24 protein-coding genes are annotated in these 24,399 nt (G+C 71.0%); 15 read left to right on the forward strand and 9 right to left on the reverse strand.

Annotation, left to right across the window (positions count from 1 at the left end; translation table 11 throughout):
• Positions 1-41 precede the first annotated feature (41 nt).
• From AC2D9U_RS20860 to AC2D9U_RS20875, 4 genes are read left to right on the forward strand one after another with little or no spacing between them, the layout of a single operon-like run.
• A complete protein-coding gene (locus AC2D9U_RS20860) occupies positions 42-743 on the forward strand; it encodes a substrate-binding periplasmic protein (RefSeq protein ID WP_484752532.1) in 702 nt (233 codons plus the stop codon).
• Positions 744-759: 16 nt separating this feature from the next.
• Positions 760-2,106, forward strand: a complete 1,347-nt coding sequence (locus AC2D9U_RS20865; RefSeq protein ID WP_484752534.1) for an ABC transporter substrate-binding protein — start codon at positions 760-762, stop codon at positions 2,104-2,106.
• Positions 2,103-2,906, forward strand: coding sequence for a transporter substrate-binding domain-containing protein (locus tag AC2D9U_RS20870; RefSeq protein ID WP_484752536.1), 804 nt, complete (start codon positions 2,103-2,105; stop codon positions 2,904-2,906). The genes AC2D9U_RS20865 and AC2D9U_RS20870 overlap by 4 nt, the downstream gene beginning before the upstream one ends.
• A gap of 26 nt (positions 2,907-2,932) precedes the next feature.
• A complete protein-coding gene (locus tag AC2D9U_RS20875) occupies positions 2,933-3,730 on the forward strand; it encodes a transporter substrate-binding domain-containing protein (protein WP_484752538.1) in 798 nt (265 codons plus the stop codon).
• A 17-nt stretch (positions 3,731-3,747) separates the two neighbouring features.
• Here AC2D9U_RS20875 and AC2D9U_RS20880 read toward each other — a convergent pair whose 3' ends face one another.
• A complete protein-coding gene (locus tag AC2D9U_RS20880) occupies positions 3,748-4,323 on the reverse strand; it encodes a hypothetical protein (protein WP_484752540.1) in 576 nt (191 codons plus the stop codon).
• A 226-nt stretch (positions 4,324-4,549) separates the two neighbouring features.
• On the opposite strand from AC2D9U_RS20880, the gene AC2D9U_RS20885 reads away from it, so the two are divergent.
• The 5 genes from AC2D9U_RS20885 to AC2D9U_RS20905 all read left to right on the forward strand — a co-directional run bounded on the left by AC2D9U_RS20885 (position 4,550) and on the right by AC2D9U_RS20905 (position 10,311).
• A complete protein-coding gene (locus AC2D9U_RS20885; protein WP_484752542.1) occupies positions 4,550-5,626 on the forward strand; it encodes a family 8 glycosyl hydrolase in 1,077 nt (358 codons plus the stop codon).
• Positions 5,627-5,634: 8 nt separating this feature from the next.
• Entirely contained in the window at positions 5,635-6,465 is an 831-nt protein-coding gene (locus AC2D9U_RS20890) for a hypothetical protein (RefSeq protein WP_484752544.1), read from the forward strand.
• 87 nt (positions 6,466-6,552) lie between these two features.
• Positions 6,553-7,539 (forward strand): extracellular solute-binding protein, encoded by a 987-nt coding sequence (locus tag AC2D9U_RS20895; protein ID WP_484752546.1) that lies wholly within the window; start codon positions 6,553-6,555, stop codon positions 7,537-7,539.
• On the forward strand, positions 7,526-8,635 hold the full coding sequence (locus tag AC2D9U_RS20900) for an ABC transporter ATP-binding protein (RefSeq protein WP_484752548.1): 1,110 nt from the start codon (positions 7,526-7,528) through the stop codon (positions 8,633-8,635). The genes AC2D9U_RS20895 and AC2D9U_RS20900 overlap by 14 nt, the downstream gene beginning before the upstream one ends.
• Positions 8,632-10,311, forward strand: coding sequence for an ABC transporter permease (locus tag AC2D9U_RS20905; RefSeq protein WP_484752550.1), 1,680 nt, complete (start codon positions 8,632-8,634; stop codon positions 10,309-10,311). Before AC2D9U_RS20900 ends, AC2D9U_RS20905 begins: the two co-directional genes overlap by 4 nt.
• 126 nt (positions 10,312-10,437) lie before the next feature.
• On the opposite strand, the gene AC2D9U_RS20910 is transcribed toward AC2D9U_RS20905, so the two are convergent.
• Positions 10,438-11,418, reverse strand: a complete 981-nt coding sequence (locus AC2D9U_RS20910) for a Bug family tripartite tricarboxylate transporter substrate binding protein (RefSeq protein ID WP_484752552.1) — start codon at positions 11,416-11,418, stop codon at positions 10,438-10,440.
• An 86-nt stretch (positions 11,419-11,504) separates the two neighbouring features.
• On the opposite strand from AC2D9U_RS20910, the gene AC2D9U_RS20915 reads away from it, so the two are divergent.
• Entirely contained in the window at positions 11,505-12,224 is a 720-nt protein-coding gene (locus AC2D9U_RS20915) for an SDR family NAD(P)-dependent oxidoreductase (protein ID WP_484752554.1), read from the forward strand.
• An 8-nt stretch (positions 12,225-12,232) separates the two neighbouring features.
• On the opposite strand, the gene AC2D9U_RS20920 is transcribed toward AC2D9U_RS20915, so the two are convergent.
• Positions 12,233-12,910 carry a GntR family transcriptional regulator gene (locus tag AC2D9U_RS20920; RefSeq protein WP_484752556.1) on the reverse strand — a complete coding sequence of 226 codons (678 nt, stop codon included), beginning with the start codon at positions 12,908-12,910 and terminating at the stop codon, positions 12,233-12,235.
• A 73-nt stretch (positions 12,911-12,983) separates the two neighbouring features.
• Between AC2D9U_RS20920 and AC2D9U_RS20925 the strand changes: the two genes are divergently transcribed.
• The gene (locus tag AC2D9U_RS20925; protein ID WP_484752558.1) at positions 12,984-13,448 is read left to right on the forward strand and encodes a nuclear transport factor 2 family protein; all 465 of its coding nucleotides are present in this window, start codon (positions 12,984-12,986) and stop codon (positions 13,446-13,448) included.
• A 35-nt stretch (positions 13,449-13,483) separates the two neighbouring features.
• Complete coding sequence (locus AC2D9U_RS20930) at positions 13,484-15,133, forward strand: FAD-binding protein (protein ID WP_484752560.1); 1,650 nt, start codon at positions 13,484-13,486, stop codon at positions 15,131-15,133.
• A gap of 455 nt (positions 15,134-15,588) precedes the next feature.
• Here AC2D9U_RS20930 and AC2D9U_RS20935 read toward each other — a convergent pair whose 3' ends face one another.
• Positions 15,589-16,563 carry a Bug family tripartite tricarboxylate transporter substrate binding protein gene (locus AC2D9U_RS20935; RefSeq protein WP_484752562.1) on the reverse strand — a complete coding sequence of 325 codons (975 nt, stop codon included), beginning with the start codon at positions 16,561-16,563 and terminating at the stop codon, positions 15,589-15,591.
• A complete protein-coding gene (locus AC2D9U_RS20940) occupies positions 16,560-17,333 on the reverse strand; it encodes a polysaccharide deacetylase family protein (protein WP_484752564.1) in 774 nt (257 codons plus the stop codon). The genes AC2D9U_RS20935 and AC2D9U_RS20940 overlap by 4 nt, the downstream gene beginning before the upstream one ends.
• Positions 17,334-17,448: 115 nt before the next feature.
• Here AC2D9U_RS20940 and AC2D9U_RS20945 point away from each other — a divergent pair, with 115 nt between their 5' ends.
• The 3 genes from AC2D9U_RS20945 to AC2D9U_RS20955 are packed head-to-tail and all read left to right on the forward strand — an operon-like array spanning position 17,449 to position 19,799.
• Positions 17,449-18,216 (forward strand): GntR family transcriptional regulator, encoded by a 768-nt coding sequence (locus tag AC2D9U_RS20945; RefSeq protein WP_484752566.1) that lies wholly within the window; start codon positions 17,449-17,451, stop codon positions 18,214-18,216.
• A 4-nt stretch (positions 18,217-18,220) separates the two neighbouring features.
• Positions 18,221-19,261 (forward strand): 5-methyltetrahydropteroyltriglutamate--homocysteine methyltransferase, encoded by a 1,041-nt coding sequence (locus tag AC2D9U_RS20950; RefSeq protein ID WP_484752568.1) that lies wholly within the window; start codon positions 18,221-18,223, stop codon positions 19,259-19,261.
• Positions 19,262-19,265: 4 nt separating this feature from the next.
• Positions 19,266-19,799 (forward strand): NADPH-dependent FMN reductase, encoded by a 534-nt coding sequence (locus tag AC2D9U_RS20955; protein WP_484752570.1) that lies wholly within the window; start codon positions 19,266-19,268, stop codon positions 19,797-19,799.
• A 106-nt stretch (positions 19,800-19,905) separates the two neighbouring features.
• On the opposite strand, the gene AC2D9U_RS20960 is transcribed toward AC2D9U_RS20955, so the two are convergent.
• The 4 genes from AC2D9U_RS20960 to AC2D9U_RS20975 form a co-directional block, all read right to left on the reverse strand.
• The gene (locus AC2D9U_RS20960) at positions 19,906-20,925 is read right to left on the reverse strand and encodes a VOC family protein (RefSeq protein WP_484752572.1); all 1,020 of its coding nucleotides are present in this window, start codon (positions 20,923-20,925) and stop codon (positions 19,906-19,908) included.
• A gap of 91 nt (positions 20,926-21,016) precedes the next feature.
• A complete protein-coding gene (locus AC2D9U_RS20965; RefSeq protein ID WP_484752574.1) occupies positions 21,017-21,577 on the reverse strand; it encodes a carboxymuconolactone decarboxylase family protein in 561 nt (186 codons plus the stop codon).
• A 34-nt stretch (positions 21,578-21,611) separates the two neighbouring features.
• On the reverse strand, positions 21,612-22,586 hold the full coding sequence (locus AC2D9U_RS20970) for a Bug family tripartite tricarboxylate transporter substrate binding protein (RefSeq protein WP_484752576.1): 975 nt from the start codon (positions 22,584-22,586) through the stop codon (positions 21,612-21,614).
• 231 nt (positions 22,587-22,817) lie between these two features.
• Positions 22,818-23,663 carry a fumarylacetoacetate hydrolase family protein gene (locus AC2D9U_RS20975; RefSeq protein ID WP_484752578.1) on the reverse strand — a complete coding sequence of 282 codons (846 nt, stop codon included), beginning with the start codon at positions 23,661-23,663 and terminating at the stop codon, positions 22,818-22,820.
• Positions 23,664-24,399 lie beyond the last annotated feature (736 nt).

Raw genomic sequence — 24,399 nt, forward strand, 5'->3', positions numbered from 1 at the left:
TCGCAAATGCCGAGACCGCCGGAAACCGCCTCTCCCAGGCCGTGGCCCGCGGCACGTTGCGCTGCGCCGTGCTGGCTGCCCTGGTCCCGCCCACCCCGTCCGACCCTCGCCCCGCCGCCTTCCAGCTCGACGCCTTCACCCAGGCCATCGCCGAGCTGATCGCCGCGGGCATCGACCTTCAGCTGGAAATCCTGCCCAGCCCCGCCGGCGGGGTGCTCGGTGACGTCATCTCCGGCCGCGCCGATATCGGGCTGATGCCGCTGGTCGTGCCGTGGACGCTGCGGCAGACGATGTTCGCCACGCCGATCACCACCGTGGATGTGCCGGTGCTGGGCATCGGCCCGCGCCGCCGCAACTGGCTGCAGATGGGCGGGCGCCGCCTCGGCGCCACCGTGCCCTATGCCGCCGCACTGACGGAAATGGGCTTCCCGCTCGACAGCGTCGAGGTGATCCCGGTGAACGGGCTCCTGCAACTGGAGGCGATGCTCCGTGCGCGCGAGATCGACGATGTCATGGTCAATCGCTGGCATCTGCGAAACCTGCGCGAACGCAACCCCGACCTCGCGCTGACCCAGCATTTCGTGGCCATGGCGCTGCCGCATGGCATCGCGATCGCGCATGGCCAGCATGACCTGCTGCGCACCATCAACACCGTGCTGGCCCTCGCGCGCCATTCCGGGCGGCTGGCGCAGTTGCACCGGCAGCACTTCGGGCTGCCAGCACCGGACCTGGAACTTCTTTGAGCGGAGAGCTGCCCGAATGAACGTGCCCCCCGCCCTGAACCTACCCTCAACCGGTCGCCGCGCCCTGCTCGGCACCACCGCCACCTTCGCCCTGCCTGGACTGGCACGGGCGCAAGCCCGACGCAGCGTCACCTTCCTGAGCTGGACCGCGGCGCTGGACACGCTGCGCGAACATATTTCAGGCTTCACCGAGGCCACGGGCCTGCGCGTGATGCACCAGCACGTGCCCTGGTCCACCTATCGCGCCACGGCACTGAACCGCCTGGCCTCCGGCACGCAGCCCGACGTGCTCTGGGTGGCCGACACCAACCTCGCGGAATTCGCCGCCGCCGGGCTGATCGCCCCGATCGACGACCTGCCGGAGCTGACCCGCTTCAACGCCGAGGCCCTGCCCTTCTGCACCCAGACCATGACCCTGCAGGGCCGGCAATACGGTCTGGCCTACTACACCGACCACATCGCGCTGATCTACAACCGCGCGCTGCTGGACCGCGCCGGAATCGCCCGGCCGCCGGCAAGCTGGGACGAGCTGGTCCACCAGAGCCAGTCGCTGCAGTCGCGCGGGCTGTGCGAGGAGCCGCTGCTCATCCCGCTGGCCGCCGACCCCTGGCTGATCGAGATCATCATCGCCCTGCTGGCGAGCTTCGGCGGCATGGCCCCCGTGCCAGCCAATCTGCAGGGGCCGGGCGCGTCCGACCGGCCGATGCGCGAGGCCCTCACCTTCCTGCATGACGCCATCCACCACCAGCGGATCATGCCGTCGCAGGCGATGGAGATGAGCGAGGAGGAGGTGTTCCGCGACTTCGCCGAGGGCGACCACGCCTTCACCCTGCTGCCCAGCTACCGGCTGATGCGGCTGAACGACCGCGACAACTCGCCGGCGGCCGGCGCCTTCCGTGCCGCGCTGATGCCCAATGGCGGCGGCGCCACCGGGCATTACAGCCAGGGCTGGCTGCGCTTCTACGCGATGAGCGCGGCGGCCAAATCGGTCCCTGCGCGACGCGCGGCGGCCAGCGCCTTCATGGCCGCCTTCGGTGGCCGGGACTGGACCGGCGCCTACCGCCTGCAGAAGACCATGCTGCTCGACCTCGGCCTGCCTTCCTGCGCCCTGCCGCTGGCGGACGACCCGGCGGTGCGCCGCTTCAATGCCAATGCGGCGGGTTCTGCCGACATCCTGCAGGAGCAGCGCCTGCGGCTGCGCGCCAAGAGCGTCTGGGCGCCCTGGTATGCCAGTTGGCAGGCGGCGATGAACGAGATCTGGCGGGAAGCCATCGCCGGGCGCCTGACTCCTGCCGACGCCGTGGGCCTCTCGCGCCTCACCTGGAGCCGGCTGGAAAACACCGCGCGGACGGGCGGCCGATGAGCCTCCTGCAGGCCAGAAGCGGCGCGACCCGGCGCGGGCTGCTCGGGCTGCTTGGCGCCGCGGCCGCCATGCCGGCCCTGGCGAGCGACCACTCGCTGGACCTGCTTCGGGCCGCGGGGCGGCTGCGCGCGGGAATCGATTTCGACGACACGCCCATGGCCTTCCGCACGGCGTCGGGCGCGCCGGATGGCCTGGCCCCGGCCATCGCCCGGCTGGTGACCGAGAGCCTGGGCCTGGAACTGGAGATCGTGCCCGTCACCAAGATCGACGGCGACGTGGCCCTGCTCGCCGGGCGCATCGACCTGCTGGTCAGCGCGCCGCCGGCCAGCATCACCCTGGCGCGGGAGGTGATGCTGGCCGACCCCTTCGCCAGCTTCCACCACGTGCTGATCTCCCGCCGCAGCCTGTCGATCCAACGGCCGGAGGATCTGACGGGCTTCACCATCGCCACCCTGCCGCAGCGCTGGAGCGCAGCGCTGGACGGCACCACCCGTCGCTTGCGCGCGCAATTCTTGCCGGTGGCCAGCGCGCCAGCCGCCGAACGGGCGCTGATCGCCGGCCAGGCGGACGCCGCCATCCTGCCTGACTACATGGCGCGGCAGGTGCTGGAACGGCGCAGCGGGCTGGAGGTGAAGCTCGATCTCGGCCAGGCCTGGATCGGGCCTGCCCTGCCCTATGGCAATCACACGCTGCTGCGGGTTATCAACGCCTTGTTCTACCTTGCCCGCCGCGACGGGCGACTCGCCGTGCTGCATCGCGACTTCCTCGATCGCCCCCTGGTGATGGTGCCCTTCTTTTGAGCCCGCCGCGCCCCACCCCCTGCCCCGTGCCGCGCCTGGGCCGCCGCCAGATGTTGGCGGGCCTCGGCCTGGCCCTGCCCGCCGCCGCGCGCGCCCACATGTCGGGCGACCTGCTGGCGATCCGGGGGGGCAACCTCGTGCGGATCGGGGTCTTCCTGCAATTGCCGCCCTGGGGCGGCTATGGCGACATGGGCGCGCCGGACGGGTCGGAGGTGGCGCTGGCGCGGCTGCTCGCGGCGGATCTGGGCGTGAACCTGCGCCTGATCCCGCTGCAGGTGGATGACCGCGTGCCCGCCCTGGTCAGCGGGCGGGTGGATGTGCTGGTCGCCGGCCTGCCCATCACGCCCGCGACCCTGCGGCGGGTGGCCTTCGCGTCCTCCCACGGCTCGATCACGGCGAGCCTCGCGACGCGCCGAGGCGGGGATATCCGCACGCTCCGGGATTTGGTCGGCCGGCGCATCGGCGTGCCGATCGGCACGATCGCCGCGGAGATCGTGCAGGAGCGCTTCGGCAGCAGTTCACAGGTGGTCCTGTTCCCCGATACCGCCGCGGGGCTGGAGGCACTGTTCGCCGGCACCGTGGATGCGGCGCTGAGCTATGACTGGGAGTTGCGCTCGATCCTGATGAGCCAGCCCGGCGGCGAACTGGAGCGCGCGCTGGATCTCGTGACCTTGCGGCACGGCATCGCCGTGCGGCAGGGTGAGCACGACCTGCTGCGCTTCATCAACACCTTCCTGTTCCTGCGCAGCGCCGATGGCAGCCTCGGCGACATCCACCAGCGCTATTTCGGCGCGCCGCTACCCTCACCGGTCCTGTTCCGGTGAAGGTCCCGGCCTCCCGCTCAGCGCTGCGGGCGCAGCCGGCGGCGCACGGCCGCGAAGGCGCCCTCGGTCTCGGTATCGGCCAGGATGAAGCCCACGCCGATCGCCGGTGCGTTGGGGTCCGACAGGCCAAGCCCCGGCCGGGTGGGCGCTTCCTGCGTCACGACCACCTCGGTCAGCGGGCCTTCCGTCAGTTCCTCGCGCCAGCGCTGCCGCCAGACCACCACGGCGCCGCCGCGCACCTGCTCGGGCCACATCTCGGTCTGGAGCGGGGGGCCGAGGCTGGCGGCCACGCGCTCGAACACGCCCGCGACGGAAAGCCCGGAGTCGAGCGGCTGGAAGGATTCGATTCGCGTCACGCGATGCCCGCGCTGCGGATCGTTCAGCAGGAAGACGCGGATCGCGGGGCAGACGAAGGGCGCGCCGCGCGGGATGCAATCATTGTCCTCGGGCACGGCGAGCAGCATGCGCGTCAGCCCATCCGGCGGCAGGTCCACCGCCATGTCGATGGCGAAGCCCTGCGCGACCATGGAGTCCACGACCTCGCCGGCGGACATGTCCAGTTCCAGTTGCCGGGCCGCGCTCAGCACGGGCATCGGGTTGGCGGCCGATGGTGATCCGGCATCCTGAGCCCGCGGTGCGGCCGCCATCGCCGTGGCAAGCAAACAGGCCAGGGACAGGGCAAGGAAGCTGTGTCGCATCGGGCGACCCTCCGGGTTCCACGCGGGCGAGTATAGCACATCGGCACGCCCGCGCTTTGATACAGGTCATATGGGCCTTCGGCGGCATCGCCGGAAGGGCGGCCGTGCCCCCATGACAGGCATGTCACGCGCCCTGGCCTCTCCTGCGCTGGGCCGCCGGGCCCTGGCGGGCGCCGCCCTGCTCGCCGCCTCGACCGCCGCCCCGGCCCCGGCACAGAGCCCGCTCGGCACGCCGGGTGAGGATTGGAACGATTTCCGCCGCCGCTTCCTCGCCCCCGAGGGGCGCATCGTCGATACCGGCAACCGCAACGTTTCCCACACCGAGGGGCAGGGCTATGCGATGCTCGCCTCGGTGCAGGCCGACGACCAGGGCAGCTTCGCGCGGATGCTCAACTGGACGATGGGCAACCTCAAGCGGCGCGGTGACGAGCTGTGCTCCTGGCGTTACCAGCCCGACGCGCAGACCCCGGTGACGGACCCGAACAACGCCAAGGATGGCGATCTTTTCATCGCCTGGTCCCTGATCGAGGCCGGGCGGCGCTGGCGCAATGCCGATTACCGGCGCCGGGGGATCGCGATCGGGCGGGACATCCTGCGGCTGTGCACGGCGCGAGTCGGCTCCGCCCTGCTGCTGCTGCCCGGCGCCTATGGCTTCCAGGCGCGCGGCAAGACGGTGGTCAACCCTTCCTACTATGTCCTGCCCGCGATGCAGGTGCTGATGGAGGAAACCAGCGACCCCGCCTGGGACCGGCTGCTGAAGGATGGGCTGGAGATGCTGCGGCAGGCGCGCTTCGGCCGCTGGTCGCTGCCGCCCGACTGGCTCGAGATCCGCCACGAGGACATGTACCTGATCCCGGCGCCGAACTGGCCCGCGCGCTTTTCCTTCGACGCCATCCGCGTGCCGCTGAACCTGGTGTGGGGCGGGGAGGCACAGCACCCCACCGTCGCCTCCTGCCTGGGCTTCTGGACCTCGCCGGACCACCGGGCGATCCCGGCCTGGACGGATTTGCGCACGGCCCAGTTGGCACCCTATCCGGCCTCCTCCGGCGTGATCGCCATCGCGCGGCTCTGCGCCGCGGCGCTGGGCACGCGCGGCCAGGCGGCGGCCATGCCGCGCATCGGCAATGCGCCGGACTACTACGCGGCGGCGCTGGTGCTGCAGGCGCGCCTCGCCTGGCGGCGGCTCGAGCTGAGCTGAGCCGGGCCGTGCCGGTGAACCGCCCGCCGCAGCCCCGCCGCGCCCTGCTGCTCGCCCTGCCCGCGCTGGCCGGCTGCGCCACGGGCGGTCCCGGCGGGCTGGCGCGCGGCGGGGGGGAGGCCAGCCTGCCGCGCCTCGCCGCGCTTGCCGGCCACGACCCGATCCCGGGCGAACCGGATGTGGTGCTGCGCTGGAACAGCCTGCCGCGCGGCGCCACCGATCTGCGCGTGGTGGTGCATTATCACGGCTTCGCCGGGCCGGAGGGGCTGCGCCTCGCCTCCCGCCTGCATGGCAGCGGCCTGGTGCTGGGGGGCGCCCCGCCCACCGTCGCGATGATGATCCGCGGCCGGCCCGTGCGCCGTCCGGGCGCCTTCGACTGGCCGGCCACCGCCACGCCCGGCGGGCTGGAGGCGGTGGTGAGCGAGGCGCTCTCCGCCTTCGGCCCGGGCCTGCCACCGGTGACGCGCCTGGTGCTCACCGCCCATTCGGGCGGTGGCGGCGGCCTGCAGGCCGCACTCGCCGGCAGCGCGGCGCGGATCGACGAGGCGCATTTCCATGACGCGCTCTATGGCGACCCTGTCGCCGCCCTGCGCTGGATCACGGCGCGCAGCGCCGCCGAGGCCCGCGGGGCGCCGCCCGCCGCGCTGGTCGCCATCGCCGCGCAGGCCAACCAGGGCGCGGCGCGGCGCCTCGCCGCCGGGCTGGCGCGGCAGGGGCTGGCCGGGCCGCGGCGGCGGGTGGTGATCACGGGGGCCGCGCATAACGACATCCCCCGCCTCTACGGTCCCGCCCTGCTGGCCGATGCCGCCACGCCGCTGCCGGGCACCATCGCGGCCTGAACCGCGCGTGCCGCACGCAGGTCGCTGGCCAAGCGGGGGGTTTCTTGGCTATGTCGGCAGCAAGCACAACAATCCGAGAGGCTGATCATGATTGCGCGTCGTCGCTCAACCCTTGGCCTTGCCCTGGCCGGCCTGTTCGGCGCTGCCGGGCGGACGCAGGCGCAGGCGCGCAACGTCGTCGCCTACACCGCCTTCTCGGAAGGTGTCACCGCGCTGGCGCCGGGCTTCCGCGCCGCGACAGGCAGCGAGGTGCAGGTCGTCGCCGCCGGCTCGGGTGAACTCGTGCGCCGCATCCTGGCCGAGCGCGCACGCCCGCTGGCCGATGTCGTGATCTCGGTGGGCGGCGAATCGGTGGACGCCAACCCGGCTGTCTTCACGCGCTACACGCCGCGCGAGGACGCGGCGATCCTGCCGGCGCTGAAGGTCAGCCCGAACTACATCCCCTTCTCGGTCACCATTCCCACCGTGCTCGCGGTGAACACCCGCCTGGTGCCGGAAGCGGAGATCCCGCACACCTGGGCCGCGCTGGCCGACCCGAAGTGGAAGGGCAGGATCGCCTTCGCCGGCGCCGACCGCTCGGGCTCCGCGCTGCAGCAGATGATGCAGGTGGTCTACAATTTCGGCGATGACGAGGGCTGGCGCCTGTTCGAGCGCATGGTCGAGAACTTCGTCATCACCGGCTCCTCCGGCGCCGTGCCGCGCGGCGTGGCGCAGGGCGAATACGCCATCGGCCTCACGCTCGAGGATTTCGCGCAGCGCTTCATCGATGGCGGTGCGCCGGTGCGCATCACCTACCCGCGGGAGGGCATCACCTTCGCCGCCGATGCGATGGCGCTCGTCGCCGGCGGCCCGAACCCGGATGGCGGGCGCGCGCTGATCGACTACGTCGCCTCCGCCGAGGGGCAGCGGCTGATCGTGGAGCGCTTCAGCCGCCGGCCGATCCGCACCGACGTCGCCCCGCCCGCCGGGGCGCTGGCGCCCGCGCAACTGCCGATCAAGAACATCCCGGTCGAGTGGTCGAATGCCCGCCAGCGCGACCTGCTGAACCGCTATCTCCGCCTTGTCCGCCGCTGAGGGCGTGGCCGGCCCCGCGCATCTCGAGGTCGCGGGGCTGGTCAAGCGCTTCGGCGCCTTCACCGCGCTCGATCATGTCTCCCTCGCCGCCGCGCGGGGCGAGCTGCTGACGCTGCTCGGCCCCTCGGGCTGCGGCAAGACGACGCTGCTGCGCATCATCGCGGGCTTCCTGCGGCAGGAGGCCGGCACGCTGCGCCTGGGCGGGCGCGCGCTCGACGACATGCCGCCCGAGGCGCGCAATTTCGGCATGGTGTTCCAGAGCTACGCCGTGTTCCCGCACCTCAGCGTGCGCGACAACGTGGCCTATGGCCTGCGCGCGCGCGGCGTGGGGCGCGAGGCCTCGGCACAGCGCGTGGCGGCGGCCCTCGCGCGCGTGCGGCTCGATGCGCTGTCGGAACGCTATCCGGACGCGCTCTCGGGCGGGCAGAAGCAGCGCGTGGGGCTCGCCCGCGCGATGGTGATCGAGCCCGACCTGCTGCTGATGGATGAGCCGCTCTCCAACCTGGACGCCAAGCTGCGCATCGAGATGCGTGACGAGATCCGCCACATGCAGCGCGAGATGGGCATCACCACCATCTACGTCACGCATGACCAGGAAGAGGCACTGGCGATCTCCGACCGCATCGCGGTGATGGAGCGCGGGCGGCTGCTGCAACTCGGCACGCCGCGCGCGATCTTCGAAGCACCCGCCCATGCCTTCGTCGCGGAGTTCGTGGGCGGCTGCAACTGGCTCGCCGGGCGGCTGCGGCGCGAGGGGGCGGCGATGGCCGTGTGCATCGGCGATGCCGCGCCCTGCCCTTTGCCCGCGCTCGGCCCGCAGGCCGAAGGCGCGGCGCGCGCGGCGCTGCGCAACGAGGATCTGCGCCTCGCGGTCGAGGCCGATGCGCCGGGCGCCTGCCTCGCCGCGCGCGTGGTCAGCCGCGCCTATCTCGGCCCGCGCACGCGCGTGAAATGCGCCCTGACGGATGGCGCCGTGGTCGAGGCCGACCTGCCGAGCGGGCTCGACCTGCCGCCGGAAGGGGCGGAGATCCGCCTCGCCTTCGATCCGGCGCGGCTGCTGCTCTTCGGCGAGGCGGATGGCGCCAGGCTGACATGACCGGCGGGCTGTTGGCGCGCTTCCGGCGCGATCCGTGGAGCGCCATCGCGCTCGCCACCGTGGCCTTCATGCTGGTCTTCGTCGCCTGGCCGCTGGCCGAACTCGGGCGGCAGAGCCTGATCGGCCAGGAGAGCGGCGAATTCGGGCTGGAGAATTTCCAGACCTTCTTCGGCTCCTCCTATTTCCGCCGGGCCCTGACCAACAGCCTGCTGGTGGGCGCGATGGGCACGGTGCTGGCGCTGCTGATCGGCGTGCCGCTCGCGCTCGCCTTCGCGCGCTATGATTTCGCGGGCAAGGCGTGGATCGAGGTGGCGATCCTGCTGTCCATGCTCTCACCGCCCTTCGTGGGCGCCTATGCCTGGATCATGCTGTTCGGCCGCTCGGGCCTGGTGACGGAGGCCGCGCGCGAGATCGGCATCAACCTGCCGCCGATCTACGGCGCCTTCGGCATTTCGCTCGCCAGCGCCTTCGCGCTGTATCCGGTGGTGTTCCTGGTGGTGCGCGGCGGACTCGCGCGCGTGAACCGCACGCTCGAGGATGCGGCGGCCAGCCTCGGGCGCGGGCGGTTCGGCGTGATCCGCACGGTGACGCTGCCGCTGATCCTGCCCTCGCTGCTCACCGCGGCGCTGCTGGTGTTCCTGGGCATCATCTCGGATTTCGGCACGCCCTCCATCCTGGGCGAGGGCGAGCGCTTCCCGGTGCTCGCCACCCTCGCCTTCTCGCTCTACCTCTCCGAGATCGGCGCCGAGCCGGGCATGGCGGCGACGACCTGCGCGGTGCTGGTGGTGATCGCGATGGCGCTGGTGGTGGCGCTGCGGCTGTTCTCCGGCCGGCGGAACGTGGCCGATGACGGGGGTGGCGGCGGCGCGCCGACGCGGCTCGGCGGCGGGGCGAGCCTGCTGATGGGGCTGGGCACCACGGCGCTGGTGGCCCTCGCCAGCACGCCGCAGATCGTGGTGACGCTGTGTTCCTTCCTCGAGGTGCGCGGCGTGGTCTTCCAGCCGGTCCTGACGCTGGAGAACTACCGGCGCGCCATCGGGGCGATGGGCGATGCGCTGTGGAACAGCCTGGTCTTCGCCGGGCTCGCGCTGCTGCTGATCGTCCTTGTCGGTGCCGCGATCGGCTATGTCATCGCGCGGCGCTCGGGGCCGATGACGCGGCTGCTCGATTCGCTGATCATGATCCCCTATGTCGTGCCGGGCACGGTGCTGGGCATCGGCTACGCCACCGTGTTCAACGAGCCGCCGCTGCTGCTGACCGGCACGGCGACGATCATCGTCACGGTCTATTTCGTGCGCCGCCTGCCCTACATGACGCGCGCCTCGGCGGGCATCGTCTACCAGATCGATGCGGGGCTGGAGGATGCCTCGCGCTCCCTGGGCGAGCCACCCTTGCGCGGCTTCCGCCGCGTCATGGCGCCGCTGATGCGCCCGGGCATCCTGGCGGGTGCGGCGATCGCCTGGGTCGAGGTCTTCTCGGAGCTTTCGGCCTCGATCGTGCTCTATACCGGCACCACGCGCACCCTGCCGATCGCCGCCTACCAGCAATCGCTCTCCGGCGATGTCGGCATGGCGGCGGCCTATGCCACCATGCTGGTCGGCGTCGCGGCGGCGGGGCTCGTGATCTTCGTCCTCGCGCGCGGCTCGCAGCGGGAGAAGAGCCTGGGCTGGCTTTAGAGCACGCTGCGTTCAGATGGACTCATCTGAACGCATCTCTTGCTCTAGCTTCGATGATTTCTGGAGCACGAGCTGCGTTCATGAGAACGCAGCGTGCTCCAGGGCCACCCCCCCCTCCGCCGGCCTTCAGCTGTCGAGCGTGATGCCGAGCTCGCGGATCAGCGGGCCCCAGATGGCGGTCTCGCTCGCGATCAGGTCGCGCATCTGGGCACTCGAGCCCGGGAAGGGCTCAAGGCTGACGGAGCGCAGGCGCTGCGCGATCTCGGGCGTACGCAGCGTGCGCTCCAGCTCCGCCTGCAGCCGCACCACGATGGCGTCCGGCGTGCCGGCCGGCACCACCACGCCCTGCCAGGAGTACACATCGGCGCCAGTGATGCCCTGCTCGGCAAGCGTCGGCACGTCGGGCAGCAGGTCGAGCCGCTGCGCCGCCGGTACGCCCACCGCGCGCACCCGCCCGCCCTGGATCGCCGGGGCGGCGGAGGCGTAGTCGCTGACCGAGGCCTGCACCACGCCGGCAACCAGATCCGTCACCGCCGGCGCGCCGCCGCGATAGGAGACCTGCGTCACCTGGATACCTGTCGCCCGGATCAGCCGCTCGGTACCCAGATGGTTGGGCGTGCCTGTGCCGGCATGGGCGAAGTTGAGCGTGTTGGGCCGTGCCCGGGCGAGCGCGATGAGTTCCGCGGCGCTGCGCGCCGGCACGTCGGGGTGCACCAGCAGCACATAGGGAAAGCGCGCGATCGGCGCGACGGGGCGGAAATCGCGGATCGGATCATAGGGCAGGCGCCGCGCCATGGCGGGGGTGATGACCAGCGCGGTGAGGTCGGCGGAGAGCAGCGTATAGCCATCCGGCGCGGCGCGCGCGGCCATCTCGGTGGCCGGGATCGTCGCCCCGCCGCCGCGATTTTCCACCGCGATGGTCTGGCCGATGGCGTTGCCCACCGCCGCCGCCAGCGTCCGGGCCAGGAAGTCGGACCCGCCGCCGGCGGCATAGGGCACGATCCAGCGCAGCGAACGGTTGGGCCAGGGCGCCTGGGCCAAGGCCGAGGCAGGCAGCAGCGCGCCGGCTGCAAGGCCGCCGAGCAGGCGTCGGGTGATCTGGGTCATGGTGTCCTCCCTGGTTCGGATGGGGCCGCGTGGTCAGGTCGCGGCGGGGTGTGGCAGGCTGCCCGGGGCAGTCGCGGGGGCGAAGGGTGCGGCGATTCGACGGGCACGTGGTGCTGGTGACGGGAGCGGGCGGGGCCATCGGCCAGGCGATCTGCACGCGCCTGGCGACCGAGGGCGCCGAGGTGCTGGGCTGCGACCGGGTCGCGACGGGCGCGCTGCTGGCTCTGGATGTGACGCAGGAGGCCGCCTGGGCGGCGCTGGCCGCGCGGATAGCGGCACATCCCGGACGGCTGGATGCGCTCGTGAACTGCGCCGGCGTGCTCGCCACCGGCAGCGTCGAGCAGACCGACCCTGCAACCTGGCAGCGCCTGATCGACGTGAACCTCACCGGCGCCTTCCTCGGCTGCCGGGCCATGTTGCCGCTGCTGCGCCAGGGGAAGGGGCGCGCTGTGGTGAACATCGCCTCGGTCGTCGGGCTGCGCGGCAATGCGGACATGGCCGCCTATGCGGCCAGCAAGGGCGGCGTCGTCGCGCTGAGCCATGCCATGGCGCTCGACCACGCGGCGGAGGGTATCCGCGTGAACGCGATCTGCCCCGGCACCATCGAGGGACCCATGGCCGATGGATTCCTGGCGGGGCATCCCGAAGCAACGCGGCTGCGTGCGGCCTCGATCGCGCGCCACCCCATGGGCCGCTACGGCAGGCCGGAGGAGGTTGCGGCAGCGGTCGCCTTCCTGGCCAGCGAGGATGCCTCCTTCATCACCGGCGTGGCGCTGCCGGTGGATGGGGGACGCAGCACGCGCTGAAGCGGCACTCATCCGCCCGCCGGCAGCACGCGCAACAGCCGGCGCTCGACATCATCCATGTGGTCCAGCACGAGGCGCTGGGCAGCCGGGGCATCGCCGGAGCGATAGGCGGCAAGGATGCCGCCATGCGCACCGCTGCGGATGTAGTTGGCTTCCTTCACCGCCAGCATCGCGCAGTAGCGGATGACGTTGGCCCAGAGCGCACGAATGAAATCGAGCAGCCGCGGCTGCCCTGCCCCGGCATAGAGCGCGGCGTGGAAATCCCAGTTGAGGCGCATCCAGGCCAGGTGGTCCTCGGCCCGGGCAAGGGCGCGCAGCGCGGCCTCGGCTTCGGCGAAACCGGTCGGGGTCACCCGGCCGACCGAGGCGGCGATGGCCAGGGGCTCGAGCGTGCGGCGCAGGCCCCAGATCTCCCGCGCATCGGCGATCGAGACGGGGGCGACGAAATAGCCGCGCCGGGCCGCCAGCACGACAAAGCCCTCGCTCTCCAGCGTCTTCAGCGCCTCTCGCACCGGGATGTGGCTGACGCCCAGTTCATCGGCCAGGTGCTGCTGCTTGATCTGCGTCCCGGCCGGGTAGTGACCGGCCAGGATGGCGTCGCGCAGAAGCCGGCCGACCTCTGCCACCGCGCTGCCGAAGGTGGCGGGGGCGGCGGCCTGGGCGGAGCGGATCGGCTGGATGTCCATGCGGCCTCTGCGGCTGGTTGCCCCAAAATCCTATAAGATATAGCCTGAGTCAAACACCAGGAGGACCGCCCGCATGGATCACGCCCAGCGCCGCGCCATCGAAGCCGAGTGTGCCCGCCTGCCCACCGCCTATGCGGTGTTCATCGATTTCCGCCGCTTCGACGAACTGTGCGATCTCTTCACCGAGGACGCGGTGCTGAACCTCGATGGCTGGCCCCTGGCGGGGCGGGAGGCGATCCGCGGCTACATGCACAGCCGGCCGAAGACCCGCACAACACGCCATGCCGTCTCGAACATTCTCATCGAAGTGCAGGATCCGACGCACGCCATCGGCACCACCTACGTCACCAGCTACCGCTTCGACGCGGCGGATGAGAAGCCGCGCACGCGCATCCCCTTCGACGGCCCCTTCTTCATGGGAAACTACCACGACGAATATGTCTGCCAGGACGGCGTCTGGCGCTTCGCCGGGCGGAAGATCGATGCGATCTTCATGCGCCCGGCCGCCTATGACGTCTGGAACGAGATCCTGCGCTGAACACGGCTGCCTCGCCCCTGCCTGAGGCCTGCGACGTGCTCGTGGTGGGTGCGGGCGCGGGCGGCATGGCGGCCGCCTTCGCCGCCGCGCGGGCTGGGCTGGATGTCGTGCTGATCGAGAAGGCGGCGGTGGTGGGCGGCTCCACCGCGCTGTCTGGCGGCGTGATCTGGGCGCCTGGCAACGCCATCTTCGGCGGCCCGCCTGAGGCAGACCCGGTCAGCGCCGCCCTCGCCTATCTGCGTGCCGAGGCCGGCAACCGCCTGGAGGAAGGCTTGGCCCGCCGCTTCCTCGAAGCCGCGCCGCGGGTCATCGACTGGCTGGTGGCGGAAGCCGGGCTGCGCCTGGTGGCGCCCATCTACCCGGACTACCACCCTGCCCTGCCCGGCTGGTCCGCTGGCGGGCGCGCGGTCAGGCCCGCGCCCTTCGATGGCCGGCGCCTCGGTGCCGATCTCGCCCTGTTGCGGCCCCCCTTGCCGGGGCTGACCTTGCTCGGCGGCATGATGGTCAGCGCGGAGGATATCGCGCCACTGTCCCAAGCGCTGAGCAGGCCCCGGGCGGCGCTGACGGCCGCCCGGCTGATCGGCCGCTATGCCGCCGACCGGGTCATGCATGGCCGCGCCACACGGCTGACGAACGGCAATGCGCTGGCCGGGGCGCTGCTGCATGCCCTGCTCAGCCGCGGCATCCGTCCGCGCACCGGCGTTGCGCTGGCAGGGCTGCTGCTGGAGGGCGGCCGCGCCAGGGGGGCGGTTGTGGCCTTTGGCGGCGCAGAGCATCGCCTGCTAGCGCGACGCGGTGTGGTGCTGGCGACCGGCGGCGTGCCGCATGACACGGCGCTGCGGGCAGAACTCGGCCTTGCGGGCATCGGTCCTTCCCTGGCGCCGCCGGACTCCACCGGCGATGGCGTGCGCGCGGCACGCGCGGCGGGGGGCGCGCTGCGCCGCGACATCGCCTCGCCCATCGCCTGGGTGCCGGTCTCGGACGTGCCGCGGCCGGGCGGCGGCACCAGCCCCTTTCCGCACTTCTTCGACCGCAGCAAGCCAGGCTTCCTCATCCTGGACCGCACCGGCGCGCGCTTCGCGAATGAGGCGCTGTCCTACCACGACCTCGGCCCGCTGATCGCGGCCCGGCCGGGGGGCGAGGCCTTCCTGATCTGCGATGCCCGGGCATTCCGCCGGCACGGCATCGGGGCCGCCCGCCCCTTTCCGGCGCGCAACGGCGCCCTGAAGCGCGCAGGCTACCTCGTCTCCGACGGCACGCCCGAGGGGCTGGCCCGCCGGCTAGGCCTTCCGTCCGACCGCGTTGCGGAGAGCCTCGCGCGATGGAACGTGTCGGCGGCGCGTGGCGAGGATCCGGATTTCGGCAAGGGCGGGGACGCCTATCAACGCCATATCGGAGAGGCCGGGCACACGCCCAACCCGTGCATCGCCCCCCTGGCAACGCCCCCGTTCTACGCCGTGCGGCTACGTTCGGGCGACATCGGCAGCTTCGCCGGCCTGCGGGTGGATGAGGATGCGCGGGTCCTGCGCAGCGATGGCACGGCGATCGCAGGGCTGCACGCGGTTGGCAACGACATGGCGAGTGTGATGGGTGGCACTTATCCCGGGCCGGGCATCACACTGGGCCCGGCTCTGGTTTACGGCGTTCTGGCTGCCGAGTGTCTCGCGCGTGACCCTGCCCCATGATTGCGATCGGTGATGAGGAGAGCCTTCTCTCCATTTTGACCTGCCACCCATCCTTGGGCCGCCCAACGATGTCGCCGGCCGCGGCGCATACGGCGCCGCGCCCGGCGACACCGTGGGTCGATGAACGCTGGAAAGAGCGGGCCGCTTGCACGCCGACAGGGGCGCCTTCCTGGGCGCCGAATGACAAATGGGCGCCTGCGCTAGAGCACGAGCTGCGTTCTCATGAACGCAGCTCGTGCTCTAGAAACCATTGAATCCAGAGCAAGAAATGCGTTCAGCGTCACGGCAGCGCCGCGCCCCATCTGAACGCATATTGCTCTAGAGCACGCTGCGTTCTCATGAACGCAGCTCGTGCTCTAGAAACCATTGAATCCAGAGCAAGAAATGCGTTCAGCGTCGCGGCAGCGCCGCGACCCATCTGAACGCATATTGCTCTGGCGTGGCCGAAGTGATCCTTACGAATCCACCGTGATGTTTGCGCGGCGGATCACCGTGCCCCAGCGCTCCAGCTCCTCGCGCTGGTAGCGCGCCAGAGCCTCCGGCCCACCGCCGATCGCCTCCACGCCGTTGCGCTCGAGCGTGGTGCGCGTCTCCGGCTCGGTGAGCGAGGCGGCCAGGATGCCGGACAGCCGCTGCGTGACCGGTGCGGGCAGGTTGGCCGGGCCGAACATCGCCCACCAGCCTTCCGCATTGATGGCCGACAGGCCCTGCTCCGCGAAGGTCGGCACGTTGGGCAGCAGCGGGCTGCGTTGCGCGCCCGTGATGCCGAGGCCGATGAGCTGCCCGGCCTCGATCTGCGCGCGCACGAACTGCGTATGGTAGAACATTGAATCGAGCGTCCCGTTCAGCGCATCGGTCATCGCGCGCGCGCCGTCACGGTAGGGCACATGGGTGGTGGTGGTGCCCGTCGCCTCGCTCATGACCGCGTGGTTGAGGTGCCCGGCCGTGCCGGTGCCCGATGTGCCGACGGAAAGCGGCCGTGCCCGCGCCATCGCCACGAATTCCGCCATGTTGCGCGGGCCGAGCTGCGGGCGCACGACGAGCAGCAGCGCCGTCTTGGAATGCAGGAAGAGCGGCGTGAAGTCGCGCACCGGGTTATAGGCAAGGTTCGGCATCAGGTTCGGGTTCACCGCATGGGTGCCGATGGTGCCGAGGAGGATCGTGTGTCCATCCGCAGGCGCCTGCGCCACGGCGAGCGAGCCGATGGTGCCGCCCGCGCCGGCGCGGTTGTCCACCACCACCGTGTGACCGTTCAGCCCGCGCGAGATCTGCCCCGCGATCATCCGCCCGATGATGTCGGTGCTGGTCCCCGCGGCAAAGGGCACGACAAGGCGGATCGGCCGGTCCGGCCAGGCCTGGGCGCGCAGGGTGCCTGGCGCGGCGATGGCGGGCAGAGCGAGGACGCTGGAAAGAAGGCTGCGGCGATTCATGTCTCGTGATCCTCCCGAGTGCAGTGGCGGGATCGCATGGCAGTCTGACCTCCCGCAAGCGGCGGCAGCACAGCATTGGCGGGCGGATGCTTCGTGCAGGTGTCGCCCGGCGCCGCCGGTCGCGCCGTGATGGCATCGAGCGCGCCGGTCGGCCTGCCACGTCGCATCGGCAGGCAGGCCTCCGGGAAGTCCTGCCGGAAACGCGCTCCCTCATCCGCGAGGCGGCCGAGGAACCGGTCGAGGTGACGCATCGCGCCCGTCGGCAGGTCATGCAGCACGAGCACGGGGCGCGCTTCACCGAGGCACTGCTGCAACGCGCGCGCGGGCCAGCCCTCCGGGTCGTACCAGTCGCCGGGCACGACCGACCACAGCACGACCGTATGCGCCCCGGCGGACAGGTGCGCGCGCGCCTCGGGGCTGAGCAGGTGCGGGCCGATCCGCCCGCCGCCGCCGAAGGGCCGGAAGAGCCGGTCCGGATGCCGGAGCGTCTCGAGCAGTGTCTCGGTGCGGCCGATCTCCGCCTCGGCATGGCCCGCTTCGCCGGCGCAATCGCCCAGCGGACGGGTGTGGGAGAAGGTGTGGTTGCCGATCCAATGCCCCTCCCCGTGGGCGCGCCGGGCCAGGGCATGGCGCGCCGGTTCTGCCATCTTGTGGCCGAGCACGAAGAAGGTGGTGAGGATGCGGTGGCGGCGCAGCACGTCGAGCACTTGCGGCGTCACCTCGGGCTCCGGGCCATTGTCGAAGCTCAGCGTCACCTCGGGCAGGCTCATCGGGCGTCCCTCTCCCGGGCGTGACCCGGATCTTTCCCGATAAAATGCCATCGTCAACCCAGTTTGTCGTTTACCTGTTGCCTTTCGCCGCGAGGCTGCGGCATCGTGCCGAGCCGTGCACGTGCAGATTCCCGAACCCACGACCGCCGCCGCCTCGCCTGAAACCCTGGCGACCGCCGTCTTCCGGCGGTTGCGTGCGGAGATCCTCGACGGCCGGCATGTTCCTGGTGCACGGCTCAAGGTGCAGGAACTGGCCGCAAGCTACGGTGTCGGCGCCGCGCCGCTGCGCGAGGCGCTGGCCCAACTGGCCGCCGAAGGGCTGGCGCGGCGGATCGAGCAGCGCGGCTTCCGCGTGGCCGAGGCCGACCCGGTGTACCTTGCCGGCCTGATCCGCACGCGCTGCCTGGTGGAGCCGCTCGCGTTGCGCGAATCGGTCGCACGCGGCGATGCCGCCTGGGAGGATGCCCTGGCTGGTGCCGAGCGGCGCCTCGCGCGGCTGCCCCGGTCGCTCGATGCGGCGCGCTACGTGCGGAACCCGGACTGGGAAGCGGCGCACATCGCCTTCCACCGCGCCCTGATCGCCGCCTGCGATGCGCCACCGCTGCTCGGCTTCTGCGAGCGCCTGCGCGAGGAGGCGGACCGCTACCGCGTGCTGGCGGGCGCGATCGCCTATCCGACGCGCGACGTGGCCGCCGAGCACGCTGCGATCGCCGCCGCCGCGCTGGACCGCGACGCCGCGCGCGCGGCGGAACTTCTCGCGCGGCATCTGGCCGCCACAGGCGATTTCGTTCAGCGCGGCCTGGTCGAAGGCCGCCCGGGCAAGCCGGCGCGGCAAGGCCGCCGCGCAGCCACCGCCCGCAGCGACGACAAGACAGGGAGATGACGCCATGACCGCCGAAACAAGGCTGCTGCCGACCACCGTGGTCGGCAGCTATCCGCAGCCGGACTGGCTGGTGGACCGCGCGGTGCTGGCCAAGAACCTGGTGCCCCGCGTCCGCATGAAGCAGATCTGGCGCGTGGCGGAGGACACGCTGGAGCAGGCGCAGGACGACGCGACGCTCGTCGCCATCCGCGACATGGAACGCGCGGGGATCGACATCATCACCGATGGCGAGATCCGGCGTGAGAGCTACTCCAACCGCTTCGCCGTGGCACTCGACGGCGTGGACGTGGACACGCCGGCGGAGGTGATCGGGCGCACCGGCAAGGTCACGCTGGTGCCGCGCGTGGTGGGCAAGCTCCGTCGCCGCACCCCTGTCGAGCTGCGCGACATGCAGTTCCTGCGCGCCAACACCGATCGCGGGGCCAAGATCACCCTGCCCGGTCCATTTACCCTCTCGATGCAGGCGCATGACGAGTACTACGGCGACGAGGAAGCGCTCGCCATGGCCTATGCCGAGGTGGTGGCCGAGGAAGCGCGCGACCTGAAGGCGGCCGGCGCCGATGTGATCCAGCTCGACGAACCCTGGCTGCAGGCAAGGCCCGAGCAGGCGAAGCGCTACGGCGTGAAGGCGATCAACCGCGCGCTGGAAGGCGTGGCGGGGATGACGGTGGTGCATCTGTGCTTCGGCTACGCGGCGATCGTCAGCGACAAGCCCTCGGGCTATTCCTTCCTGCCGCAATTGGCCGACAGCACGGCCGCGCAGATCTCGATCGAGGCGGCGCAGCCGAAGCTCGACCTCGGCATCCTCAAGGACCTGTCCAACAAGATGATCATGCTCGGCGTGCTCGACCTCGGCACGCCGGAGGTGGAGACGGCGGAGACCGTGGCGGCGCGGATCCGCGCGGGGCTGAAGCACGTGGCGGCGGAGCGGCTGGTGGCGGCGCCCGATTGCGGCATGAAGTATATCCCGCGCGAGCGCGCCTTCGGCAAGCTGAAGGCACTGGCCGAGGGTGCTGCGATCGTGCGCCGCGAGCTGGCCGGCTGAGGCGGTGCGGCTTCTCGGCCTCTGCGGCAGCACGCGCACCGGATCCTTCAACCGCGCCCTGCTCGCCGCCGCGGCCGAGCTTTCGCCGGCGAATGTGGCGATCGAGCCTTGGGATCTCCGGCGGCTGCCGATGTACGATGACGACATCCGCCTCTCGGGCTTCCCGGCCGAGGTCGTAGCCTTCCGCGAGGCGGTGCGCCTGGCGGATGGGCTGGTCTTCGCGACGCCGGAGTACAACCGCTCGCTGCCGACGATCCTGAAGAATGCGATCGACTGGGCGTCGCGCGCGCCGGACCAGCCCTTCAACGGCAAGCGCGCGGCCGTTCTGACGGCGTCGAATGGCGCGCTCGGCGGCGCCTTCGCCAACCACCACCTGCGGCAGGTGATGGTCTATCTCAACGTCGCGGTGATGCCCGGGCCGGAGGTGATGGTCGGCCTCTCGCCCACGAAGTTCGCGGAGGGGCGCCTGGTGGACGAGCCGACGCGGGAGGTGGTGCGGCGGCACATGGCCGCCTTCGCCACCTTCGCGAAGGGATAGAGCAATATGCGTTCAGATGGAATCATCTGAACGCATTTCTTGCTCTAGATTCAACGATTTGCAGAGCACGAGCTGCGTTCATCAGAACGCAGCGTGCTCTAGCGCCCTATCCCTTCTTCGCCCGCGCCGCGAGATACTGTTCGAGGCTGATGCGGCCGGGTACGACCATGCCCGGCTTCGGCTCCACCCCGCTGAAGGGCGAGGCGTCGTCGTACCAGCATTGCGGCGCAGGATAGCCCCAATCCATCGTCGCCTTGCGCTTCGCCTCGTCCCAGCGCTGCGGCTCCAATTCGAGGTCGAGCATCTGCTTCGGCGATTCCGGGATGATCTCCACCCGGTGGCCGTCGGGATCGCGGAGATAGGTGTATTGGACATGGCCCTGGTTGTGCCGCCCCGGGCCACGTTCCACGAGCTGGCCGAAGCCGTGGATGCCGGCCGCGTCGCAGGCGCGCATCATCTCCTGCACGCCGCCGATGCAATAGGCGAAGTGGTGCAGCCGCGGACCCGGCCCCGGCATGAAGACGATGTCCCAGGGAATGTCCTTGCGGTGCATGAACACGCCGATCAGCGTGTCGTCCGGCCCGCCCACCACGAAGTCCGATATGCGGAAGCCGAGCGTCGTCCAGAAGGCGCAGGCGCCAGGAATGTCGGCGCTGTGCACCTGCAGGTGGTCGAAGCGCAGCGCCGCGGCGCCGGGGAAGTGGTCCGTCTCGATCGTGCGCCGCGGCATCGGCGTCATGCGCGCGACGAACTCGACCGGCATGCCGAAGGGGTCGCGCACCTCGAGCGTGCGGTCCTGCCAGGGCCGGTCCACCCAGGCCGCGTGCAGGCCCAGGCTCTTGAAGTGATCATGCGCGCGGTCGAGTTCGAGCTCGGTCAGCACGCGGAAGCCGATGCGCTCGCACACCGGATCGTCGGCCGTCTCGCGCAGGATCAGGCTGTGGTGGCCGACCTCCTCGATGCCGCGCAGATAGGCGACGTTGCCCTCGCGCGCGCTGACGACCAGCCCGAGCACGCGCGTGTAGAAGCGGAGGCTCCGCTCCAGGTCGCGCACCGTCATCGCGGCGTAGCCGACGCGGGTGATGTTGAAGGGCGGGTAGAAGACGGGTGGCGGGATGGTTGCCATGCGACGTGTCTCCGATGCGAGGGGCGCGTTGACGTTGTTTTCGCGACGCATTGTCCGGGTCGCCAGGCGAGGCCGCCTGGCTTGAGGATGCTCAGGCCCGCTTGAACCAGGGCTCGAGCGCGACCTTGAGCGGGCCATTGATGCGCGCGACCGCGTTGTACCAGGCGACCGCCATCACGAGGTCCATCGCCTCGCGCAGCGGGAAGGCGGCACTCAGCGCGTTCCAGGTCGCGTCCGAGACCTCGATCCGCGCCGTCGCCTCCGCCGCATAGGCGAGCACGGCGCGTTCCTTCGCGTCGAAAAGCGGCGAGGCCAGCAGCGCCTCGACCGAATCGCTGGCCTCGATCGCCTCGAGCTGCTCGCGCCGCGCGCCGGCCTTCAGCGCGTGGTTCCAGTGCTTGTTGAACTCATAGGTCGAACGCGCGACGTGGGCGGTCATCACCACGCCCATCTCGCGGTAGCGCGCCTCCATCGCCGCGCCGTGCCGCATGGCGCCGGTGAAGTCGAGCAGCGGCTGCAGCAGCGTGGGCATGTTGCACAGCGCGAGGAAGACATGCGGCGCCGGATCGCCGCGCTCCTTCAGCATGCGGTCATAGACGTGGCGGAGTTCCTCGGGGAACTCCTCACGGGTCGGCAGGGGCACGCGCGCCATGTGGTTCGGCTCCGGGTCTCGATGCGGCGTCGGGTCAGGCGGCGATGTTGCGGTCGCGGATCACCTTGCCCCACATGTCCCACTCATGCTCGACCTTGGCACGGAACTGCGCCTGGCTGAGCGTGGGCGCGAGCATCGAGGCATCGGCGACGCGCCGGCGGTTGTCCTCGGACGCCATGATCGCGGTGCATTCGGCGTGCAGCCGGTCGACGATCGCCTGGTCGGTCCCGGCCGGCGCGAAGAGGCCGAGCCAGAAGTCGGAATTCACGGCGGGCGCCACGGTTTCCGACACCAGCGGCACGTCAGGGAAGTTCGGCGAGCGCCGTTCCCCTACCTGCGCCAGCGCGCGGCCATAGCCATTGCGGACCAGCGGCGCACCGTTCAGCACATCGAACAGCGCGACATGGACCTGGCCCGACATGACGCCCTGCGCCAGCAGCGCGCCGCCGTTGAACGGGACATGCACCATCTCGGTCCCGGTCTCGGCCATGAACATCTCCATCGAGACGTGGCTGAAGGCGCCGATGCCGTGGCTGCCGAGGTTGAACTTGCCCGGGTTCGCGCGCAGCTCCGTGACCAGCTCCTGGATGGTGTTCGCGCGGATCTCCCGCCCGACAACGATGATGGAGGGGCCGGCCAGCGTCTGGACGATCGGCACCAGGTCGCGCGGTGTCACATAGGGCACGGGGCGGCGCAGATGCGGCCCCACGACCATCGGGCTCGATGAGGCGAAGAGCAGCGTGTGGCCATCGGGTGTCGCGCGGATCACGTGCTGCGTGCCGACGATGCCGCCCGCGCCGGCGCGCAGCTCCACCGCGAAGGGCCGGCCGAGGCGGCGCTGCAGCGGTTCGGCCAGCACACGGGCGAAGATGTCCGGGCTGCCGCCGGGACCGGTTGGCGCCACGATGGTGACCGGCCGGTTCGGATAGGCGCCCTGGCCCCGTGCCGGCCGCCCCGCCGCCAGCATTCCCGCGCCTGCAATCAGGGCGCCGCGCCTCGTGATATCCATCTCGTCCCTCCCGTTCTGTTGTTGTCAGCCGGCGGGGCGGCATTCGGCGCTGCGGCGCATCACGAGCGATGCGGAGGGTGCGATCATGTTGTCGCAGCCCGGGCCGGGTGCCGGGGCTGCGACGGTCGTCTCCTCCACACGCCCGGCATGCGGGCAGGCGCCGTTGTTCCGCCGGCGCTGTTTTCCGTTCAGTCCCTCTCCGGCTTCCGCCGGGTCATCAGACGCTGCCGCTCAGGCTTCGTCCGCGACAGTGTTGCGCAGCAGGCCGACGCGGTCGATCTCCACTTCCACCACATCGCCCGGCTTCAGCCAGAGCGGCGGGGTCCGGCGCGAGCCCACGCCGCCCGGCGTGCCCGTCACGATCACGTCGCCCGGCTCCAGCCGCGTGAAGGTCGAGCAGTATTCGATCTGGCGGGGGATATCGAAGATCATCTCACCGAGCGTCGTATCCTGCACGACCTGCCCGTTCACGCGCGTCTGCAGGCGCTGCGGGCCGATCGGGCCCACCTCGTCGGGCGTCACCATCCAGGGGCCGAAGGGCCCGGTGCCGAAGAAGTTCTTGCCCGGCGTGAACTGCGGCGTGTGGCGCTGCCAGTCACGCACGCTGCCATCGTTGTAGCAGGCATAGCCCGCGATCTGGGCGAAGGCGTCGCCGCGCGGCACATGCCGGCAGGAAGTGCCGATGATCGCCGCGAGCTCGCCCTCATAGTCGAAGTCGGTCGAGACCTTCGGGCGCACGAGCGGGGCCAGGTGGCCGATCTGGCTGTTGGCGAAGCGCGTGAAGATGGTGGGGTGCGCGACCTCGGCCCGCCCGGTCTCCTGGCGGTGCATTTCGTAGTTCAGGCCGATGCAGATGATCTTGTCCGGGTTGGGGATCACCGGCAGCCACTCGATCGCCGCGAGCGGGATCCGCGGGGCGTCCGGCGCCGCGCGGCGGGCGTCATCGAGCGCCTGATGCGCGATCGCCGAGCGCAGATCGGGGAGTTGCCGGAGCACGGCGCCGACATCGTGCATCACGCCGTCGCCGACGACACCCCAGCTGCTGATCCCGTCATGGCGAAAGCTGGCAAGCCTCATCGGTGGCCCCTGGCATTCCTCGGTGGGCGCGGTACCCGCCGACATCGCCGTCATTCAAGTATCGGTAATCTGAGAAGGCAAGTTGTTTTTGTCGGTAATCCATACGGGGTATGGGTCACCTTTCGGCGCCTGCGCGTCACGCGGCCTGCCTCCCCGTGCCCAGTGGCGGAGACACGGACGCCGTTCGGCGCCGTGCGCCGAACCCTCCCATCTCAAGCCGGACGCCACGGATGCATCTTGGCTGCCCTGGTCCGAATGGTGCACGACATCGGCGGGCTTTTCGTCGTCACCGCCATGTCGGGCGCGTCGGCCGTGCCCGCGACCTGCAGTTCGGCGTGCAGCCGCTAGTCACGCCTTCGCCCTTGCGAGCTTTGCCGTCGCATCAGGCCTGGCGGACCCGGTTCCAGATCGGCTGCGTCGTCGGCCCGAACTCCCGCACAGGCTCCTCTGGCGTTCGCCCTGATCGGACCAACTCCACCACCTGCCGCCGGAACTCCGGCGGGTACGGCACCCCGGATTTCGGCATCTCGGACAGCTCCGTCCCAAGCCTCGATGTGTCTACGAAACGGGGTCAACTCAAGCCAGGGCCAGCCCCGGCAGGATCAGCGGCGCACCAGACAGGCCGCGATGCCCGGTCATCGGCTGGACCCCGCACAACGCACCAGGGATGCGCGACCGGCCAGCGTATGCGCGGCGAGTTCCGCGCGCGTGCCGGTCCAGACATCGGGCGTGGCGC

The organism is Roseomonas sp. TF40 (genome assembly GCF_057219975.1).

Coding starts and splice junctions, on each gene's coding strand:
- AC2D9U_RS20975 (WP_484752578.1), bottom strand. CDS start 23,663: ATGAGGCTTGCCAGCTTTCGCCATGACGGGATCAGCAGCTGGGGTGTC.
- AC2D9U_RS20920 (WP_484752556.1), bottom strand. CDS start 12,910: ATGGACATCCAGCCGATCCGCTCCGCCCAGGCCGCCGCCCCCGCCACC.
- AC2D9U_RS20870 (WP_484752536.1), top strand. CDS start 2,103: ATGAGCCTCCTGCAGGCCAGAAGCGGCGCGACCCGGCGCGGGCTGCTC.
- AC2D9U_RS20885 (WP_484752542.1), top strand. CDS start 4,550: ATGTCACGCGCCCTGGCCTCTCCTGCGCTGGGCCGCCGGGCCCTGGCG.
- AC2D9U_RS20940 (WP_484752564.1), bottom strand. CDS start 17,333: ATGAGCCTGCCCGAGGTGACGCTGAGCTTCGACAATGGCCCGGAGCCC.
- AC2D9U_RS20935 (WP_484752562.1), bottom strand. CDS start 16,563: ATGAATCGCCGCAGCCTTCTTTCCAGCGTCCTCGCTCTGCCCGCCATC.
- AC2D9U_RS20970 (WP_484752576.1), bottom strand. CDS start 22,586: ATGGATATCACGAGGCGCGGCGCCCTGATTGCAGGCGCGGGAATGCTG.
- AC2D9U_RS20865 (WP_484752534.1), top strand. CDS start 760: ATGAACGTGCCCCCCGCCCTGAACCTACCCTCAACCGGTCGCCGCGCC.
- AC2D9U_RS20910 (WP_484752552.1), bottom strand. CDS start 11,418: ATGACCCAGATCACCCGACGCCTGCTCGGCGGCCTTGCAGCCGGCGCG.
- AC2D9U_RS20895 (WP_484752546.1), top strand. CDS start 6,553: ATGATTGCGCGTCGTCGCTCAACCCTTGGCCTTGCCCTGGCCGGCCTG.
- AC2D9U_RS20960 (WP_484752572.1), bottom strand. CDS start 20,925: ATGGCAACCATCCCGCCACCCGTCTTCTACCCGCCCTTCAACATCACC.
- AC2D9U_RS20905 (WP_484752550.1), top strand. CDS start 8,632: ATGACCGGCGGGCTGTTGGCGCGCTTCCGGCGCGATCCGTGGAGCGCC.
- AC2D9U_RS20965 (WP_484752574.1), bottom strand. CDS start 21,577: ATGGCGCGCGTGCCCCTGCCGACCCGTGAGGAGTTCCCCGAGGAACTC.
- AC2D9U_RS20925 (WP_484752558.1), top strand. CDS start 12,984: ATGGATCACGCCCAGCGCCGCGCCATCGAAGCCGAGTGTGCCCGCCTG.
- AC2D9U_RS20880 (WP_484752540.1), bottom strand. CDS start 4,323: ATGCCCGTGCTGAGCGCGGCCCGGCAACTGGAACTGGACATGTCCGCC.
- AC2D9U_RS20950 (WP_484752568.1), top strand. CDS start 18,221: ATGACCGCCGAAACAAGGCTGCTGCCGACCACCGTGGTCGGCAGCTAT.